At 65.6% G+C, this 18,385-nt stretch carries 16 protein-coding genes; 6 read left to right on the top strand and 10 right to left on the bottom strand.

What is annotated here, in order from left to right; all coding sequences use genetic code 11:
• The first annotated feature begins 76 nt into the window (after positions 1 to 76).
• Positions 77 to 1,090 (top strand): zinc-binding alcohol dehydrogenase family protein, encoded by a 1,014-nt coding sequence (locus GB927_RS09780; RefSeq protein WP_256116556.1) that lies wholly within the window; start codon positions 77 to 79, stop codon positions 1,088 to 1,090.
• Between the two features lie 14 nt (positions 1,091 to 1,104).
• Positions 1,105 to 1,413: a putative quinol monooxygenase gene (locus tag GB927_RS09775; RefSeq protein WP_256116555.1), complete on the top strand. Its 309-nt coding sequence runs from the start codon at positions 1,105 to 1,107 to the stop codon at positions 1,411 to 1,413.
• 3 nt (positions 1,414 to 1,416) lie between these two features.
• Here GB927_RS09775 and GB927_RS09770 read toward each other — a convergent pair whose 3' ends face one another.
• On the bottom strand, positions 1,417 to 2,313 hold the full coding sequence (locus GB927_RS09770) for a LysR family transcriptional regulator (protein WP_256116553.1): 897 nt from the start codon (positions 2,311 to 2,313) through the stop codon (positions 1,417 to 1,419).
• Positions 2,314 to 2,437: 124 nt separating this feature from the next.
• On the opposite strand from GB927_RS09770, the gene GB927_RS09765 reads away from it, so the two are divergent.
• Positions 2,438 to 3,541 carry an alkene reductase gene (locus GB927_RS09765; protein ID WP_256116552.1) on the top strand — a complete coding sequence of 368 codons (1,104 nt, stop codon included), beginning with the start codon at positions 2,438 to 2,440 and terminating at the stop codon, positions 3,539 to 3,541.
• Positions 3,538 to 3,876 (top strand): cupin domain-containing protein, encoded by a 339-nt coding sequence (locus GB927_RS09760; RefSeq protein WP_256116551.1) that lies wholly within the window; start codon positions 3,538 to 3,540, stop codon positions 3,874 to 3,876. Before GB927_RS09765 ends, GB927_RS09760 begins: the two co-directional genes overlap by 4 nt.
• 13 nt (positions 3,877 to 3,889) lie before the next feature.
• Here the strand turns inward: GB927_RS09760 and GB927_RS09755 are convergent, their stop codons facing one another.
• From GB927_RS09755 to GB927_RS09715, 9 genes are all read right to left on the bottom strand, one after another.
• Positions 3,890 to 6,547 carry a nitrate reductase gene (locus GB927_RS09755; protein WP_256116986.1) on the bottom strand — a complete coding sequence of 886 codons (2,658 nt, stop codon included), beginning with the start codon at positions 6,545 to 6,547 and terminating at the stop codon, positions 3,890 to 3,892.
• A complete protein-coding gene (nirD, locus tag GB927_RS09750) occupies positions 6,547 to 6,882 on the bottom strand; it encodes a nitrite reductase small subunit NirD (protein WP_256116550.1) in 336 nt (111 codons plus the stop codon). Before nirD ends, GB927_RS09755 begins: the two co-directional genes overlap by 1 nt.
• Positions 6,883 to 6,886: 4 nt before the next feature.
• Complete coding sequence (gene nirB / locus GB927_RS09745) at positions 6,887 to 9,337, bottom strand: nitrite reductase large subunit NirB (RefSeq protein ID WP_256116549.1); 2,451 nt, start codon at positions 9,335 to 9,337, stop codon at positions 6,887 to 6,889.
• 15 nt (positions 9,338 to 9,352) lie between these two features.
• Positions 9,353 to 10,579: an MFS transporter gene (locus GB927_RS09740; protein ID WP_256116548.1), complete on the bottom strand. Its 1,227-nt coding sequence runs from the start codon at positions 10,577 to 10,579 to the stop codon at positions 9,353 to 9,355.
• A gap of 311 nt (positions 10,580 to 10,890) precedes the next feature.
• Positions 10,891 to 12,102: a CmpA/NrtA family ABC transporter substrate-binding protein gene (locus tag GB927_RS09735; RefSeq protein ID WP_256116547.1), complete on the bottom strand. Its 1,212-nt coding sequence runs from the start codon at positions 12,100 to 12,102 to the stop codon at positions 10,891 to 10,893.
• Positions 12,099 to 12,701: an ANTAR domain-containing response regulator gene (locus tag GB927_RS09730; protein WP_256116546.1), complete on the bottom strand. Its 603-nt coding sequence runs from the start codon at positions 12,699 to 12,701 to the stop codon at positions 12,099 to 12,101. Before GB927_RS09730 ends, GB927_RS09735 begins: the two co-directional genes overlap by 4 nt.
• Positions 12,702 to 12,766: 65 nt before the next feature.
• Complete coding sequence (locus GB927_RS09725; RefSeq protein WP_256116545.1) at positions 12,767 to 12,967, bottom strand: hypothetical protein; 201 nt, start codon at positions 12,965 to 12,967, stop codon at positions 12,767 to 12,769.
• A gap of 10 nt (positions 12,968 to 12,977) precedes the next feature.
• Positions 12,978 to 13,721 (bottom strand): SDR family oxidoreductase, encoded by a 744-nt coding sequence (locus GB927_RS09720; protein ID WP_256116543.1) that lies wholly within the window; start codon positions 13,719 to 13,721, stop codon positions 12,978 to 12,980.
• Positions 13,714 to 14,463, bottom strand: coding sequence for an SDR family NAD(P)-dependent oxidoreductase (locus GB927_RS09715; RefSeq protein ID WP_256116542.1), 750 nt, complete (start codon positions 14,461 to 14,463; stop codon positions 13,714 to 13,716). Before GB927_RS09715 ends, GB927_RS09720 begins: the two co-directional genes overlap by 8 nt.
• Positions 14,464 to 14,564: 101 nt before the next feature.
• Here GB927_RS09715 and ydiJ point away from each other — a divergent pair, with 101 nt between their 5' ends.
• Both ydiJ and GB927_RS09705 read left to right on the top strand, forming a co-directional pair.
• Positions 14,565 to 17,615, top strand: a complete 3,051-nt coding sequence (gene ydiJ, locus GB927_RS09710; protein ID WP_256116541.1) for a D-2-hydroxyglutarate dehydrogenase YdiJ — start codon at positions 14,565 to 14,567, stop codon at positions 17,613 to 17,615.
• A 32-nt stretch (positions 17,616 to 17,647) separates the two neighbouring features.
• Entirely contained in the window at positions 17,648 to 18,379 is a 732-nt protein-coding gene (locus tag GB927_RS09705) for a FadR/GntR family transcriptional regulator (protein ID WP_256116540.1), read from the top strand.
• Positions 18,380 to 18,385 lie beyond the last annotated feature (6 nt).

The raw sequence follows: 18,385 nt of genomic DNA, 5'->3' as shown, positions 1-18,385 counted from the left end.
GCAAATTATCGGGGCATGCCGTATGGTCCTATCTTCACCCTATACGAACCGACTTTTGCACATTCAGGAGATTGAAATGCGTGCCATTGGCTACCAGACCCCGCAACCGATCGATGCCGCGACGGCGCTTGTCGATTTCGACCTGCCGCGGCCCGAGCCGCAGGGGCGCGATATCCTCGTCGAGGTGAAGGCCGTTTCGGTCAATCCGGTCGACACCAAGATCCGCGCCTCCGCCAAGCCGGAACCGGGCGACTGGAAAGTGCTTGGCTGGGATGCCGCCGGTGTCGTTACCGCCGTCGGGCCGGAGGCCAGCCTGTTCAAGCCGGGCGACGCTGTCTTCTATGCCGGCGCGATCAACCGGTCCGGCACCAATGCGGAGTTCCACCTCGTCGACGAGCGCATCGTCGGCAGGAAGCCAGCGTCGATCGACTTCGCCGCCGCTGCCGCCCTCCCGCTGACCTCGATCACCGCCTGGGAAATGCTGTTCGACCGGCTGGAGGTCACCCGTCCGGTTGCCGGCGCCGCAAACGCCATCCTCATCATCGGCGGCGCCGGCGGCGTCGGCTCGATCGCCATCCAGATCGCCCGCGCACTGACCGACCTGACGGTAATCGCCACCGCGTCCCGGCCGGAAACTCAGGACTGGGTGAAGTCGCTCGGCGCCCACCATGTCGTCGACCACCGCCAGCCGCTGGCCCCTCAGGTCGAGGCGCTCGGCATCGGCCAGCCCGCCTTCGTCTTCTCCACGACCAACACGGACGACCATCTCGCCGACATCGTCGAACTGATCGCGCCGCAGGGTCGGTTCGGCCTGATCGACGACCCGAAGGTGCTGAACGCCCTGCCGCTGAAGCGCAAGTCGATCTCGCTGCATTGGGAGCTGATGTTCACCCGCTCGCTGTTTGCCACCGCCGATATCGAAAAGCAGCACGACCTGCTGAACCGCATCAGCGAACTGGTCGATGCCGGCAAGATCAAGTCGACGCTTGCCGACCATTTCGGCGCCATCAATGCGGAAAACCTCAAGCGCGCCCATGCGCTCATCGAATCCGGCAAGGCCAAGGGCAAGATCGTGCTCGAAGGCTTCTGAGGAGGGACATGACGATGACGACACAAGCCGAAAAACTCATCGCCATCGCCGTTCTGAAGGCCAAACCCGGCAACCGGGACGCGTTGCGCGCGGGCCTGCTCGCGCTCATCGAGCCGACCCGCGCGGAGCCCGGAAATCTCGACTACGTGCTCTTCGAGCTGCGTGACGAGCCCGGCACCTTCTATATGCGCGAAGCCTTCGCAAGCCAGGCGGCGCTGGATGAGCACGTCGCGGCGGATTATTTCCAAGCCTTCGCCGTGACGATCGACGACCTGCTCGCCGAGCCGCTGCGCCTGATCTTCCTCAACCAGGTCTCCGCCTGACGACTAGGCGCCGCGGCCCGGTGAAAGGGCCGCGGCGATGCGCTCGATCAACAGGCGCACGCGCCGCGGCTGGACGGCGCTTGGCGGATAGACGATCTGCAAGGCCGTGCTGCCGGTGGAAAAATCCTTGAGCAGCTCCACCAGCGCGCCGGAGGCGAGATCGGCATCGACGTCGCGGATTGATTTGAGCGCGACGCCCAGCCCCTGCTTGCACCATTGGCGCACCAGCCCGCCGTCATTCACCACGCGCCGGCCGTGCACGGTGACCTTTCGAACCACGCCATCGATGACGAAGGACCATTCGCGGTCGATGTTCTGCCCGAAGCGCATGACGATGCATTCATGGTTTTCGAGTTCGTCCGGATGCTGCGGCGTGCCGTGCCTTTCCAGATAGGCGGGCGAGGCGCAGACGATGCGACGGTTGTCGCCGAGCGGTTTCGCCCGGAGGCTGCTATCCGCGAGCACACCATGCCGGATGGCGAAATCCATGCCCTGCCCGACGAGATCGACATAACCATCCGTCAGGTTGAGATCGATCGTCACCGCGGGGTGGTCCGTGAGGAAGGCATCGATGACCGGCACCAGCAGGCGGCGGCCGAGATCTTCCGGGGCACTCAGCCGGATGGGTCCGGAAATGACATCTGCGCCGCGCCGCACGCGGCTTTCCAGTTCCTCCGCCTCCGCCAGCAGCCGCCGGGCGCCTTCGACGAGCGCGCGCCCCTCCTCCGTCAGACTGATGGCGCGTGTCGTGCGGGTGAGCAGCGTTGCCCCGTAATAGGCCTCCAGCGCGGCGAGCCGCTCCGAGACGGTCGCGGGCGAAAGCCCGACCTCGCGGCCCGCGACGGCGAGGCCGCCTTTCTCGACGATGCGCAGGAAGAGAGACAGGTTTTCAAGCAGCATTGATCGGCTTTTCCGAATTATGATTTCCGGATCAAAGCAATTATCGGGAGTTTCCGCAAGCAGTACTGTCCACCTCTAACCATGGCGGCCGGGCTTATCCGCTGCCTAAACATCGAGGACGACCATGACCGCTTCGCTTTTCCAGCCCGTCTCGCTCGGCGCCATCGACCTGCCGCACCGCATCGCCATGGCGCCGATGACCCGCGCGCGCAGCACGCAGCCCGGCAATGTGCCGAACGAGATGATGGCGCGCTACTACGCCCAGCGCGCCTCCGCCGCGCTCATCATCACCGAGGCGACGCAGATTTCGCCGCAAGGACAAGGATATTCCTTCACGCCCGGCATTCATTCCGACGCACAGGTTGCGGGCTGGCGCGCGGTGACCGATGCGGTGCACGCGGCCGGCGGGCGCATGGTGCTGCAGCTCTGGCATGTCGGCCGCATGAGCCATGCGAGCTTCCATGCCGATGGCCTGCCGGTCGCCCCGTCCGCCATTTCGCCCGAGGCAAAAGTCTGGATCGTTGATCCCGCGACAGGCGAAGGCGGCCTTGCCGATTGCCCGGTGCCGCGGGCGCTGACGACGGAGGAAATCAGCGCGGTCGTCGGCGCTTTCGCCAGGGCGGCGGCCAATGCGATGAAGGCCGGTTTCGACGGGGTCGAAATTCATGGCGCGAACGGCTATCTGGTCGACCAGTTCCTGCGCCGCTCGGCAAACCAGCGCACGGACGACTATGGCGGCAGCCAGGAGAACCGCATCCGCTTTCTCGTCGAAGTGGCGGAAGCCGTCGCGGCCGAGGCGGGTGCTGCGCGCACCGGCATCCGCCTGTCGCCGTTCATCACCCAGCGCGGCATGGTCGACGACGAGATCGTGCCGACGACGCTGAAGGCGGCGCGCGAACTCGACCGTCTCGGGCTCGCCTATATCCACCTCGCCGAGGCCGACTGGGACGATGCGCCCGTCACGCCCGCCTCCTTCCGCCGCGATCTGCGGGCGGCCTTTTCCGGCAAGATCATCGTCGCCGGCAAATACGACTCGCAGCGGGCGGAGGCGATCCTTTCGGAGGGACTGGCGGATGTCGCCGCCTTCGGACGCCCCTTCATCGCCAATCCCGACCTGCCGCGCCGCTACCGCGAAAACCTGCCGCTCGCCACCTTCGACGCGACGACGCTGTTCGGCGGCGACAATGAAGGCTACGCCACCTACCCGGCCTGGAGCAGCGCCGCATGACGCCGCTCTCGGAAACGGAACGCGCGACGGCGCGGGCAAACGACAGGATCGGCACCGTGCTGGTGCTCGATCAGCCCGGCATGCGCATCTGGCACCTGCGGCTCCAGCCGGGCGAAAGCCTGGCGCCGCACCGGCATGACAGGCCGTATTTCTGGACGGTGCTGGGCGATGGCACGGCGCGCTCCCGCTATGGCGACGGCCGCGTCGTCGACGTGACCTATGCCGCCGGCGACACGCGTCACTTTCCGGACCTGACGTCCGACACAGCCTTCGTGTACGACCTCACCAACACCGGCACCACGGAACTGGTCTTCGTGACGGTGGAGTTCGGCTGAAGCACCTCCCCCTTCATTCCGCCGCGGCGGCGAGGCATCCATCGACGATGTTTTGAATTTCGCCGCGGCAGGACCCGCAATTGGTTCCCGCGTTGAGCGCCTTGCCCACCGCGTCGACGCTGCGGCAGCCGCCGCGCACGGCGGCGACGATCTGGTTGACGCCGACGCCGAAGCAGGCGCAGACCGTTGCGCCGGGGTCCGGCTTGTCGGCGCCCGGGCGTCCAGCGACGAGGGCGAAGCGCTTGCGCAGGTTGGCGTGTTCGGCACCGAGCTGCGCGACCGCCCAGCTGCGCGCGACGGCGACCGGCTCGCGCGCCAGGAAAAAGGCCGCGAGCAGGCGCGGGCCATCGAAGAAGGCGAGCCGGATCTCGCCGGACGGGCGATCGGTATAACCGAGCGGCTCAATGCCGTCGGGAATGGACAGGGTTTTACGGCACCATTCGCACCAGTCCTCGACAGGCTGGTCGAACGCCAGTTCGAGCCGCCACCCGCCTTCCGCTTTCGCCAGCGCCCAATAGGCCGCATCGAGATCGTCAGGCTTTGCCTGCGACACTACGAAGCCGTAGTGCGCCGCCTTGAATTTGCGGGCCGCGACGGCGACGTTTTTCGAGGCGGGCTGGCCGGAGATCCTGTCGGTCACGGGCGGCACGACGGCATCGATACGGCCCGCCGCCGCGAATTGATCGTTCCAGTGCATCGGCACGAAGAGGCTGCCGCGCGCCTGGCGATCGGTGATAAGGGCGCGCACGACCGCCTTGCCCTGCGGGCTTTCGATTTCGACGAGGCCGGCATTGCCGACCCCGATCTCCATCGCATCACGCGGATGCAGCTCCGCGAAGGGCTCGGCGATATGCGAGGACAGCCGCGCGCTTTTCCCCGTGCGGGTCATCGTATGCCACTGGTCGCGAATGCGGCCCGTGTTGAGGGTGAACGGATAGGCCGTGCTGGTGCGGTCCGACAGGGTCGGCTCGACCGCGACGAACCGCGCCTTGCCGTCCGCGTGGTAGAAGCCACCGTCGGCGAAAAAACGGGTTTCGGCCTTGCCGCCCTCCGCCGGCTGCGGCCATTGGAACGGGGCGAGCGTATCGTAGGTCTGCCGGGTGAGCCCGGCATAGGCACCGATGTCGAAATCGCGACCGCCCTCGTTCTCGAAGGCGGAAAGTGCCGCGTGCTCCTCGAAAACCTCAGCGGGCGCTTCATAATCGAAGGCGGCGGCGAAGCCCATGCGGCGGCCGACTTCGGCAAGCTGCCACCAGTCGGCGCGGGCCTCGCCCGGCGCGTCGAGAAAACTGCGCTGCCTTGAAATGCGGCGCTCGGAGTTGGTGACCGTGCCGCTCTTCTCGCCCCAGCCGAGCGAGGGCAGCAGGATGTGGGCGTGTCGGGCGGTGTCCGTCGTCTTCAGGATATCGGAAACGACCACGAAGGGACAGGCCTTGATCGCCGCCGCGACGGCATCGGCATCCGGCATGGAGACGACGGGGTTGGTCGCCATGATCCACAGCGCCTTGATGCGGCCATCCGCGACCGCCTGGAAGAGATCGACGGCCTTCAGCCCCGGCCTTTCGGCAATGCGCGGCGATTGCCAGAAGCGCTGCACGCGGTCGCGGTCCTCCGCGCTCTCGATCGCCATATGGGCGGCCAGCATATTGGCAAGCCCGCCGACCTCGCGGCCACCCATGGCGTTCGGCTGGCCGGTCAGCGAGAACGGCCCCATGCCCGGCCGGCCGATGCGACCGGTCGCAAGGTGGCAGTTGAGGATGACGTTGACCTTGTCGGTGCCCGAGGACGACTGGTTGACCCCCTGGCTGTAGCAGGTCACGACCTTCTCGGTCGTGGTGAAAAGCCGGTAGAATTCGCGCAGCTGCATGGCCGGCAGGCCGGTCTGCTCCAGCACGTCGGCGAAGGAGACGGAAGAAGAGGCAACGAAGGCTTCCGCAAAGCCGCTCGTATGCGCCGCGACATAGTTCTGGTCGATCGCATTGTTCAGGACGAGATGGGAGAAGAGACCGACGAACAGCGCGACATCGGTGTCCGGGCGGATCGCCAGATGCAGGTCGGCAAGATCGGCCGTCATCGTGCGGCGCGGATCGATGACGACGATCTTCATGCCCGGCCGCTTCGCCTTGGCGGCGGCCAGCCGCTGGTAGAGGACCGGATGGCACCAGGCGAGGTTTGAGCCCGTAAGGATGACCAGATCCGCCAGTTCCAGATCCTCGTAGGTCCCCGGCACCGTATCGGCCCCGAAGGCGCGGCGATGGCCGGCGACGGAGGACGACATGCAGAGGCGCGAATTGGTGTCGATATTGGCCGAGCCGATGAACCCCTTCATCAGCTTGTTGGCAACGTAATAATCCTCGGTCAGGAGCTGTCCGGAGACATAGAAGGCGACGGAGTCCGGGCCGTGTTCGGCGATGGCCGCGGAAAACGTCCGGGCGACGAGGTCGAGCGCTTCGTCCCACGCCGCCCGCGTTCCGCGGATTTCCGGATGGAGGAGGCGTCCGTCGAGATCGACCGTCTCGCCGAGCGCCGATCCCTTCGAGCAGAGCCGCCCGTAATTCGACGGGTGGTCCGGATCGCCCTTGACGGAGACCGTGCCGTCGTCGCCCACCTTGGCGATGACGCCGCAGCCGACGCCGCAATAGGGGCAGGTTGTCTTTACCTCGTTTTCCATCATTCCGCCGCCATCATCAGGCTTTCGAGCGCGATGAAGAGAGCGCCGTCCTCGTTGCGCAGCGGCACGGTCTTCACCGCCCCCAGGTCGGCCCCGAGCGCCTTGCCGGTTTCGAGCGAGATCACCCAGTTGTGCAGCGGGCAGGTCACGGCCTTGGCATGCACGATGCCCTGCGACAGCGGCCCGCCCTTGTGCGGGCAATGATCCTCGATGGCGAAGACCTCGTTTTCGGCCGTGCGGAAGACGGCGATCTTGCCCTGCGGCGTCTTCACGCAACGCGCGCCGCGCAGCGGGATATCGGCGATGTTGCCAATGGCGATCCAGTTCATGTCCATTTGCTCACTCCGCGGCCTGCGTGTAGCCGATCGTCGCCATCGGCCGGAATTCGTGTTTGTCCTTGCCGGAGACGCGCTCCGACCACGGGTCGACCTGGGCGAACTTCTGGCTGAAGACGAAGCGGCCGTAGAAGGCCTTGCGCTTCGCCTCATCCCCCATGATCTGGCGGCGGATTTCCTCAAGGCCGATGCGCTTGGCCCATTTGTAGATGCGCTCCAGATAGCGCGCCTGCTCGCGGTACATCTGCGTCAGCGCCACGATATGCTCCAGCGCCTCGTCCTCGGTCTTGACGAGGCCGAGCACCTCGGTGCCCTTGATGTCGAGACCCGCCGCACCGGCGAAATGGATCTCGAAGCCCGAGTCGACGCAGATCACGCCGATATCCTTGCAGGTCGCCTCGGCGCAGTTGCGCGGACAGCCGGAGACGGCGAGCTTCAGCTTGGCGGGCGTCCACGAGCCCCACATGAACTTTTCGATGCGGATGCCGAGCCCGGTGGAATCCTGCGTGCCGAAGCGGCACCAGTCGGAGCCGACGCAGGTTTTTACGGTGCGCAACCCTTTCGCGTAGGCTTGCCCCGAGATGAAGCCCGCCTTGCCGAGATCGGCCCAGACGGCGGGCAGGTCCTCCTTCTCGATGCCGAGCAGGTCGATGCGCTGGCCGCCCGTCACCTTCACCAGCGGGATTTCGAACTTGTCGACGACATCGGCAATGGCTCGCAATTCCCCGGCATTGGTGACGCCGCCCCACATGCGCGGCACGACGGAATAGGTGCCGTCCTTCTGGATATTGGCGTGCACGCGCTCGTTGATGAAACGCGACTGGTAGTCGTCGGCATATTCGTCCGGCCAGTCGCAAACGAGGTAGTAGTTGAGCGCCGGGCGGCACTTGGCGCAGCCGCAGGAGGTCTTCCATTCCAGTTCCTGCATGACGGCCGGAATGGTCTTCAACCCCTTTGCTTTGATCAGGCGGCGCACGTCGTCATGGCCGAGATCGGTGCAGCCGCACATCGGCTGCACGGCGGCCGGGTTGTAGCTGTCGCCGAGCGTCAGCGTCATCAACTGCTCGACGAGGCCGGTGCAGGAGCCGCAGGAGGCAGACGCCTTGGTGTGGGCGCGCACGTCGTCCAGCGAGGTCAGGCCCTTGTCGGTAATGGTCGAGACGATCCGGCCCTTGCAGACGCCGTTGCAGCCGCAGATTTCCGCATCATCCGGCAAGGCTGCAACGGCCGCCATAGGGTCCAGCGGAGCGCCCCCCTGGTAGGCCTGGCCGAAGATCAGGGTCTCGCGCATCTGGGAGATGTCGGTCGCCTTCTTCTTGAGGTCGTTGAACCAGGCGCCATCCGCCGTCTCGCCATAGAGCACAGTGCCGATGATGCGGTTGTCCTTCAGCACCAGCCGCTTGTAGACGCCCGCCGACGCGTCGCGCAGCACGATCTCCTCCCGGTCGTCGCCATCGGCGAAATCGCCGAGCGAGAAGAGCTCGATGCCGGTGACCTTCAGTTTCGTTGGCGTATCGGAGTGGACGAAGGCGGCGGAACGCTCGCCGGCAAGATGCGAGGCGGCAACGCGGGCCATCTCATAAAGCGGGGCGACGAGGCCGTAAACCATGCCGCCCACTTCCGCGCATTCACCGAGCGCCAGAATGCTGCCGTCCGAAGTCTGCATGCCGTGATCGACGACGATGCCGCGATTGACGGCGAGGCCCGCCTCCTTAGCGAGCCCCACGCTCGGGCGGATGCCGACGGCCATCACGACGAGCGTCGCGGGGATGATGCGGCCATCGTCCAGCTCGATGCCCTCGACTCTGCCGTTTCCAACGATGGCCTTGGTGTTCGCCTTGCAGAGGATCTTGATGCCGCGGCCTTCCAGCTCCTTCTGCAGGAGGTAGCCGGCGGCGGGGTCGAGCTGGCGGTCCATCAGGGTGGGCATGACATGCAGCACGGTAACATCCATGCCGCGGCCGGCAAGGCCGGCGGCGGCTTCGAGGCCGAGCAGGCCGCCACCGATGACAATGGCCTTTTCGCGCGACTGGGCGGCGAGCAGCATGGCCTGCACGTCGTCGAGGTCGCGATAGGTGATGACGCCGGGCAGGTTGTTGCCCGGCACGGGGATGATGAAGGGCACGGAGCCGGTGGCGATCACCAGCTTGTCGTAGCTCTCGGTGACGCCGTGATCGGAGGTGACCGTCCTGGCATCGCGGTCGATGGCGATGATGCGGTGGCCCTTGTAGAGCGTGATGCCGTGCTTGATGTACCAGCCGTCGCCATGGATGATGATCTGCTCGTAATCCTTCTCGCCGGAGAGCACCGGCGAGAGCATGATGCGGTCGTAGTTCACCCGCGGCTCGGCGTTGAAAATGGTGACCTCGTACTGGCCGGGCGCCTTTTCCAGCAGGTGCTCCAGCATGCGGCCCGGGGCCATGCCGTTGCCGATGATGACGAGTTTCTCAGTCATGGTGTTTCCTTGCAATTACGCGGCGACGGCGGAGACGGAGGGGCGCTCCATCTGGCGGATGGAGAGGTGCATCCAGAGAAGCGAGACGGCGACAACGGCGAAAAGCAGCAGGAAACAGCTCGACCAGAGGCCCGTCGCATCCTTGAGCAGGCCGAAGGCGATGGGCAGCACGAAGCCGCCGAGCCCGCCGACCATGCCGACGACACCGCCGACCGCGCCGACGCTATCGGGGTAGTAGGCCGGGATGTGCTTGTAGACGGCCGCCTTGCCGAGGCTCATGACGAAGCCGAGCACGAAGACGACGGCGATGAAAATGATGGGCGTGACACCGGTCGGGAGCGACAGGATGAGCGTGGCGACGGCCGAAACACCGAACATCCAGTACATGACGCTGCGCGCGCCCTTGCGGTCCGAAAGCACGCCGCCGAAGGCGCGGAAAATGCTGCCGGGAATGGAATAGGCGGCGGCGATCATGCCGGCGGTGGCGATATCGAAGCCGTACACGCCGACCAGATAACGCGGCAGCCAGAGCGACAGGGCGACGAAGCCGCCGAAAGCGAAGAAATAGTAGAGCGAGAAGCGCCAGACGCGGGCATTCTTCAGCGGCGCGAATTCCTGCGCGAGGCTGCGCTTCGGCGCCTTGCCGTCGCGGCTGTTGCGGAAGGCCGGGTCGTCGCTGGTGGTGAACCAGAAGAGGCAGGCCGTGAGGATGAGTGCCGCGGCCCAGAGTTCCGCCACCATCTGCCAGCCGGCGGCGACGAGCACGAGGGGCGCGAGGAATTTCGTCAGCGCAGCGCCGACATTGCCGGCGCCGAAGATGCCGAGCACCGTGCCCTGCTTTTCCGCCGGAAAGAAGGGCGAGACATAGGCGACACCGACGGCAAAGGACCCGCCGGCCAGCCCCACGCCGAGGCCGGCGAGCAGCATCTGCGGAAAGGTCGTGGCATGGGAGAGCAGCAGCGTCGAAAGTGCCGCCGCCAGCATGGTCAGCGTATAGACGAGGCGGCCGCCGTAGCGCGGCGTCCAGACGCCGAGCAGGATGCGCACCAGCGAGCCGGTGAGGATGGGCGTGCCGACGAGCAGGCCGAACTGGGCTTCGGAGAGGCCGAGATCATCCTTGATACGGATGCCGATGATCGCGAAGATCGTCCAGACGGCGAAACAGATGGTGAAGGCGAAAGTGGACATCCAGAGCGCGATTGCCGGTTCGCGCGGGGATAGGGGCTGCTTGTTCTCAGACATGGCTTCTCCGAGGCCCGACAAGGTCGTGCCGATCCATCATGGGGTTGAAAAACAAAAAGCCGCTGGCCAGGCACGCGCGACCCTCAAGGGTGCGCACAATCCTGATCAGCGGCTTTGCTGGAGGCGCCCGTCGTTGGACGCCGATTTCGTGACCCGAAGGCCCACAAGAAACAAAGCAATCAGCGTGCCAGTTTCTTCAAACACTTGATTCTAAAAGTTATTGGGAATTTTTTGAAACCACGGTGCAAGACAATGCTTGGCGCATGCGCACGAACGAAGCCACTTTTTGTGCAGTGCGCATAAAATAAGCGCTATCGCATTTGCGCCGCGATATAGGCATCCACGGCATCCGGATCGAAACGCCCGCCATCGAAGAAGCCGTCCGGCCCGAGCGTCAGCGCCCCGGACGAGCCGACCGGCGTCTCCACGGTCAGGGCACCCTCGACCTTGGAACTGGCCGACGGCATGGCGATGCCGAGCCCCTTCAGCGCGGCGCGATAGAGATCCGGCCGATAGGTTTCCGCGGCAATCTTCTGGCGTTCGGCGGTGTGCGCGACCTGCCCCCAGCGGACCATCTGGGTGTAGAACCACAGCGCATGGCTTTTCCACGGGAAGGTCGCCGCCTTGGCATTGGGCACGAAAAAGTCCCTGACGTTTTGCACCGCACCGCGGCCGACCGGAAGCTCCCCGCTCAGCGCCGGCAGCAGCAGCGCGGCATCTCGCCCGACATAGGCGGGTTTTGCCAGAAGCTGCGCCAGTTCCTCGCGGTTTTCCGGCCTGGCACACCATAGCGACGCTTCGTAGAGCGCCACGAGCAGGGCCGCCAACGCCTCCGGGTGGCCTTCGCCCCAGCGGGCATTGACGCCCAGCACCTTTTCCGGGCTCGACCGCCAGATCGCGGCCTTGACGGTGGCGAGATGCCCACCGCGTTTCATGACGCCGAACGTGTTCCAGGGCTCGCCGGCGCAATAGCCGTCGATCGCGCCTTCGGCGAGCGCATCGCCCATGTCCGGCGGCGGCAGCACAACGATCTCGATGTCGCGGTCCGGATCGATGCCGCTGGCCGCCAGCCAGTAGCGCAGCTCGTAATTATGCCCTGAATAGGGATGCACGACGCCGAAGCGCAGCGGCTCGCCTTTCCGCCCGTCGATGACCTTGCGGAGCGCAGCGCCACTAGCACGGGCATCGAGATCGGCCGTCGCACCCTCGCCCGCCATCGCCTGCCACAGCGCCGCCGAGACGGTGACGGCATTGCCGCCGAGACCCAGCGCCATCGGCACGACCATCTCGGGTGCCGGCGCACTGAGGCCGAGATTGCAGGCGATCGGCATGGGGCCGAGGATATGCGCGACATCGAACTGGCGAACGGCAAGGCGGTCGCGAATGCTCGCCCAGGAGCGTTCGCGCACGAGCGTAAGGTCGATCGACTGCACCTCGGCAAAACCCTTTTCCCGGGCGACGACGAGGAGCGCACTGTCGAGCAGCGGCACGAAACCGGCGGTGATGGCGTGGCGCGTGGTCATTCCTTGGCTCCCGGATCGAGCAGGCTGGCCGCCGTGATGAGGCTTTGGGCGATCTCGACGATCTTGCGGTTCTGGTTCATCGCCGTGCGGCGCAGCAGCGCATAGGCCTCCTCTTCCGAAAGCCCGCGTGAGCGCATCAACAGCCCCTTGGCGCGGTCGATCGCCTTGCGGTTCTCCAGCTCGCCGCGCGTCTCCTCCAACTCCCGGCTGAGGCGAGAGAAGGCGTTGAAGCGGCTGATCGCCATTTTCAGGATCGGCCGCACGCGCTCCTGCTTCAGCCCGTCGACGATATAGGCGGAGACGCCCGCCTCCACCGCGGCCTCTATAGAGGCCTCGTCCGACTTGTCGACGAACATGGCGATGGGACGCTTCACCGCGCGGGAAAGCTGGAAGATGCTCTCCAGCATGTCGCGGTTGGGGTTTTCGAGATCGATGACGATCACGTCCGGGTTGAGATCGGCGATGCGCCGGGCGAGCCCGTGCATCACGTCGATGACGGTGACCTGGTCATAGCCCGAATCGCGCAGGCCCTCCTCGATGATGGCGGCGCGAATCCGGTTCTCGTCGATGACCAGTACGTTCAGTCCGCTTGCTTTCATACCGCCACCGCGTTGAGGTCGCATGCCAGATGCGCCATGCGCGCGGCGAAATCAAGCCGGGAGGCTCAATCCTCTGGAACGGAATGAAAGCCCGTCGGCAGGGCAAAGCCCATATCCGACGACGGCTCCGAGACGGTGGGCACGGGCGTTCGCGGGATCATGGCGTGGGCGGCGAGCACGGAGCGGATCGCGACAGGGCGATAGTGCCGGACGAGATCGGGCGCCTCCTCCGTCTTTTCTTTTTCCTTGTCGCCATCCCCCGCCATCGTGTTTCTCCTACGGCGCCTCGAACTTCACCATCGTCCCGCCGCCGGTCGCCTGGTCGGTCGGGAAAACCTCGACACGGGCGACGTCGACATGGACCGGCAGCGCAATCACGTCGTTGACGACCTGCGCGATGTTTTCCGGCTGGATCGGCCGATAGCCGTCATAGAGCACGGCGGCAGCTTGGTTGCCGGGGATGGAGGTGCGGTAGAGCGCCGTCTGGACGCGGCCCGGCACGATCTCGCTGACCCGCACGGAGGTGCCGAGCAGGTCGCAGCGCAGATTGTCGCAAAACAGGCTGAGGCCGGCCTTCGATGGACCGTAGGCGCCCATGCCCGGATAGGGCGCCTGCCCGCCGCTGGAGCCGATATAGATGAGATGGCCGCGCTTGCGGGCGACCATGCCGGGCAGGAAGGCGCGTGTCAGATGCATCGGCGCCTTGAGGTTGACGTCGATCATCGCGTCGATTTCTGCGGGATCGATGTCCTGGAAGGCCGCCCGGGTCGACAGGATGCCGGCATTGTTGACGAGAATATCGACCTCGACGCCGGCCAGCGCGTCTGCGATGCGCGCCGTGTCGCGCACATCCGCCACCACGGGCACGGCGCCGCAGTTTTCGGCGAGCTCGGCCAGCACCGCCTCGTTGCGGCCGACGGCATGGACCGCCAGCCCGCGCCGGCGCAGCATGGGCACGATCGCCTTGCCGATGCCGCTGGTCGCGCCCGTGACGACAGCGAGGCGATAGGCGTCAGACATAGATGTAACCTCCGCTGATCACGACATTCTCGCCGGTCGCATAGGTGTTGCGGCTGGAGGCCATCATGACGATCCATTCGGCCATTTCAACCGGTTCCGCCGCGCGGCCGAGCGCGCTGGCTTTCGCGAGTTCCGGCAGGAAGCCGAGTTCCTTGGCGCGGTCCGTGGCAAAGCCGGCGGGCGCCACGGAATTCACCAGGATCTGATCCTTGGCGCATTCCTGCGCGAAGGATTTCGTAAGACTGACGACGGCGGCCTTGGTGGCGGCGTAATGCGCGTTCTGCGGATGGGCCTTGAAGGCATCGACCGAGGTGATGTTGACGATGCGGCCGGTCACCTCCGGCGGATTGACGAACTGGCGCATGTGGCGCACGGCGGCGACCATCATGTGATAGGTGCCCTTGACGTTAATGGCGTTTTCCAGGTCCCAGTCCTCGTCGGTAATGTCGAGAATGGCCTTTCGCGGATAGATCGCCGCACTGTTGACCAGGGCGTGCACGCGGCCGAGCTTGCCGGCAACCGCAGCGAAGCCCGCATGCGCCGTCTCCGCGCGGGAAATATCCGCCACCGCCGTCGCCACCTCGGCGCCGAGAGCTTCGAGTTCTGCCGCCGAAGTGGCGAGCAGCGCCTCGTTGCGGTCGATCAGGCCGATCTTTTGCGCGCCATGCGCGATCATCAGCTTGGCCGTCGTGAGACCGAGGCCCGAAGCGCCGCCGACGATGACAACAGACTGGTTCTTCACGTTTCACTCCTCGCGATTTTCAAGTTGCGTGGCCATATTGGTATGTTATCACTTATATGCTAACTTTTACGAAGTGCAAGCCGCTTCCGGAACCCTTGCCCATGATTCCCCGCCTCGATGCCGACCGGCGCATCGCCTCGCCAAGCGACAATTTCCTTCGCCATCTCGCAACCCACGGCTTCGAGGGCGATATCGGCACGGGGCCTGCGGATCGGCTCGTCTTTTCCACGGACAACTCCATCTACCAGGTGGAACCGGCCGGCATCGTCTTTCCCAAAAACATCGGCGATCTCAAGCGCATTGCCAAGGCCCTCGCCCGCCCGGAATTTTCCGGCGTCACGATTGCACCCCGCGGCGGTGGCACCGGGACGAACGGCCAGTCGCTGAGCGAAGGCATCATCGTCGACTGCTCGCACCACATGAACAGGATTTTGGAGATCGACCCGGTTCGCCGCATCGCCCGTGTCGAGGCCGGCGTCGTCAAGGACCAGTTGAACAAGGCGCTGGCGCCGCACGGCCTGTTCTTCGCGCCGGAATTGTCAACATCGAACCGCGCGACGATCGGCGGCATGGTCTCCACCGACGCCTGCGGACAGGGCTCCTGCCTCTACGGCAAGACCAGCAATCATGTACTGGGCCTTCGCGTGGTACTGGCGGATGGCAGCGATTTCCTCTCCCGCCCGGTGCGCGAGGAGGAGTTGCGGGCGCTTCAGGCGCGGCAGGACCGCATCGGCCATATCCACCGTACGCTGGCCCGCATCGCCCGTGACGACAAGGCGCTGATCGAACGGATCTTCCCGAAACTCAACCGCTTCATGACGGGCTATGACCTCGCCCATCTCCAGCGCGAGGACGGCCGCTTCGACCTCAACGCGGTTCTCTGCGGCTCCGAGGGCACGCTGGCGATGATCGCGGAGGCGGAGCTCAACCTGCTTCCCATTCCCCCCTGCGCGGCGCTCATCAACATCCGTTACGACGATTTCAACGCCGCCCTCGAAGACGCCCGCACCCTTGTTGCGCTCGACGTCGCCTCGGTCGAGACCATCGACGAGACGGTGCTGCGGCTCGCCGGAGGCGATATCGTCTGGCCACGCATCGCCGCCTTCTTTCCCGGCGACGCGGACGGCATCAACATCGCCGAAGTGCTGGCCGATACGCCGGAAGAGCTTTCCGAAAAGCTTGCGGCCGTCACCGCCGCGCTTGCGAAAACCGCCTTTGCCGGCCGCAAGGGTTACACGATCACCGTCGAAAAGGCCGATATCGAGGCGATCTGGGCGATGCGCAAGCGAGCGGTCGGGCTGCTCGGCAATGTGGAGGGGCCGACGCGGCCCGTGCCCTTCGTCGAGGACACCGCCGTGCCGCCGGACCATCTTGCCGCTTACATCCGGGAGTTTCGCGCGCTGCTGGACGCGGAGGGGCTTACCTACGGCATGTTCGGCCATGTGGATGCCGGGGTCTTGCACGTGCGCCCGGCGCTCGATCTCACCCGGGACGATCATGCAGCCCTCGTCCGGCGCATCAGCGATGCCGTCGTGGCGCTGACGCAAAAATATGGCGGCGTGCTGTGGGGCGAACATGGCAAAGGCGTTCGCTCGGAATATGTGCCGGCCTTCTTTGGACCGCTCTATCCGCGCCTGCAGGAGATCAAGCAGGCCTTCGATCCGCTCAACCAGCTGAATCCCGGCAAGATCGTCGCGCCTGCGGGCGGTAGCCTGCCGAAGATCGACGCCGTTCCCCTGCGCGGAACGCTCGACCGCGCCATCGGCAACGATATCCGCGCCGCCTTCGACAATGCCGCCTATTGCAACGGCAACGGTGCCTGTTTCGACTTCGATGCCGACAGCCTGATGTGTCCCTCCTACAAGGCGACGCGCGACCGGCGGTTTTCGCCGAAGGGACGCGCCTCGCTGATGCGCGAATGGCTGCGGCGGCTTTCCGAAAAAGGCATCGATCCGCGCCGCGAGGCCGAACAGCAGCGCCGCACGAGCGTCGTCCTGCGGCTTGCGCGGCGGGCCTGGAACAGCCTCAACCCCGCCAATCGCGGCGACTTCTCCCACGAAGTGCGCGCGGCGATGGACACCTGCCTCGCCTGCAAGGCCTGCGCCGGGCAATGTCCGGTCAAGGTCAGCGTGCCGGCCTTCCGCGCCAAGTTTTTCGAGCTCTATTACGGACGTTATCTGCGGCCGGTAAAGGACCCGATCGTCGCGACCATCGAGACGATGTTGCCGCTGATGACGCGGGCGCGCCCGCTCTACAACCTCGCCGTCGGCTCGTCCCTCGGCAAGGGGCTGCTGCGGCGCGCAGGCCTGACCGCGCTTCCCACCCTCCCCGCGCTTTCGCTGGGCCGGGAACTCGGCCGCGTGCCGACCGCCACACCGCAGGCGCTCGCGCGGCTCACCCCCGCGCAACGCGCCGACGCCGTCATCTTCGTGCCGGACGCCTTCACCGAACATTTCGACAGGCAGGTGCTGCTGGATGCCGTGGCAGTCGCACGGCGCCTCGGGATGCACCCCTTCCTCGCACCACCGCTGCTGAACGGCAAGGCGTTGCATGTGCATGGTTATCTCGGCGCCTTCCACAGGACGGCGCGACGCACCGCGCGGAAGCTCGACCGGCTTGCCGAAACAGGCATCCCCCTCGTCGGCCTCGACCCCTCGATGACGCTCGCCTTCCGCAGCGAATATGCCGGCGCGGCCGCCATGCGAGCGCGTGTGCTCCTTCCGCAGGAATGGCTTGTGACCCTCACCGATCGCCTGCCCACCCTCCCCGGCAACCAGCCGCGCCATCGTCTCATGGCGCATTGTACCGAGCGTAGCACCGCGCCCGCCGCCGTCGGCCAATGGATCGCCGTCTTCGCAAAACTCGGCATCGACGTGGTCGCCGCCGACACCGGCTGCTGCGGCATGGCCGGCACTTTTGGCCATGAGGTGCGCAACCGGGAGATTTCCCAACGGCTCTATGCCATGAGCTGGCAGCCGGCGCTTGCGGCCACCGGGGCGGATGACGTGATGATGGCGACCGGCTATTCCTGCCGCTCGCAGGCAAAGCTGATGGACGAGCGGCAGATCCCGCATCCTCTACAAATCCTTCGCGCAAGACTTGAAGATGACGCGGCGCTTCCCCTCAAGGACGACGCCATGTATGATATGTGATAAATGCAAACTTCAACAAAGGCGGGATCGCCATGTCGATCATCACGCAGCGCGGCAATCTCGCGGAAATCGTCGTCGCCAAACTGGCCGAGCGCATGGACTCCGGACTTTATGCGCCCGGTGAGAAGATCCCGTCAAGCGCGCAGTTGTGCGAGGAGTTCGGCGTCTCGCGCACCGTCATCCGCGAGGCGCTGACCTCGCTCAAGGTGGCAGGCCGCGTCATGGCCCGCCAGGGTGCGGGCGTCTATGTCACGGAGAAGGACGCCAAGACGCTGAATTTCGAGATCAGCCGCATCGACGACATCCGCTCGGCGATGCAGATCCTCGAACTCCGGCTCGGCGTGGAAATGCAGTCCGTGGCGCTTGCCGCCCAGCGCCGCACGCCCGAAGCACTCGCCGAAATCGCCCGCGCCTTCGATTATATCGAGAACCTCGACACGAGCGATGCGGAAATCGAGGCGCGCGCCGACTTCGAATTCCACCTCGCCATCGCCAAGGCGACGCGCAACCCGCATTTCCCGCGCTTCCTCGTCGCGGTGATGGGCGAGATCAATTTCGACCTCGTGCTGAAACACCGCCAGTCCGGCCGCTCCTACAATGCCTATCTGAAGAAGATCAACAAGGAGCACGCCGCCATCCTCGCGGCGATCACCCAGGGCGATCCGAAGGCGGCCAAGCAGGCGCTGGCCGCGCATCTGGAGGAAAGCCTCAGCCGCTACCGGCTGATGCTCGACGAACCGGCCGGCAGCGAAGCGGACGACTGAGCATCG

It is taken from the genome of Shinella lacus (assembly GCF_010994755.1).
Lineage (GTDB): Bacteria > Pseudomonadota > Alphaproteobacteria > Rhizobiales > Rhizobiaceae > Shinella > Shinella lacus.
The sequence above is the reverse complement of the archived record's forward strand: the minus strand, read 5'-3'. Positions and strand labels throughout refer to the sequence as shown.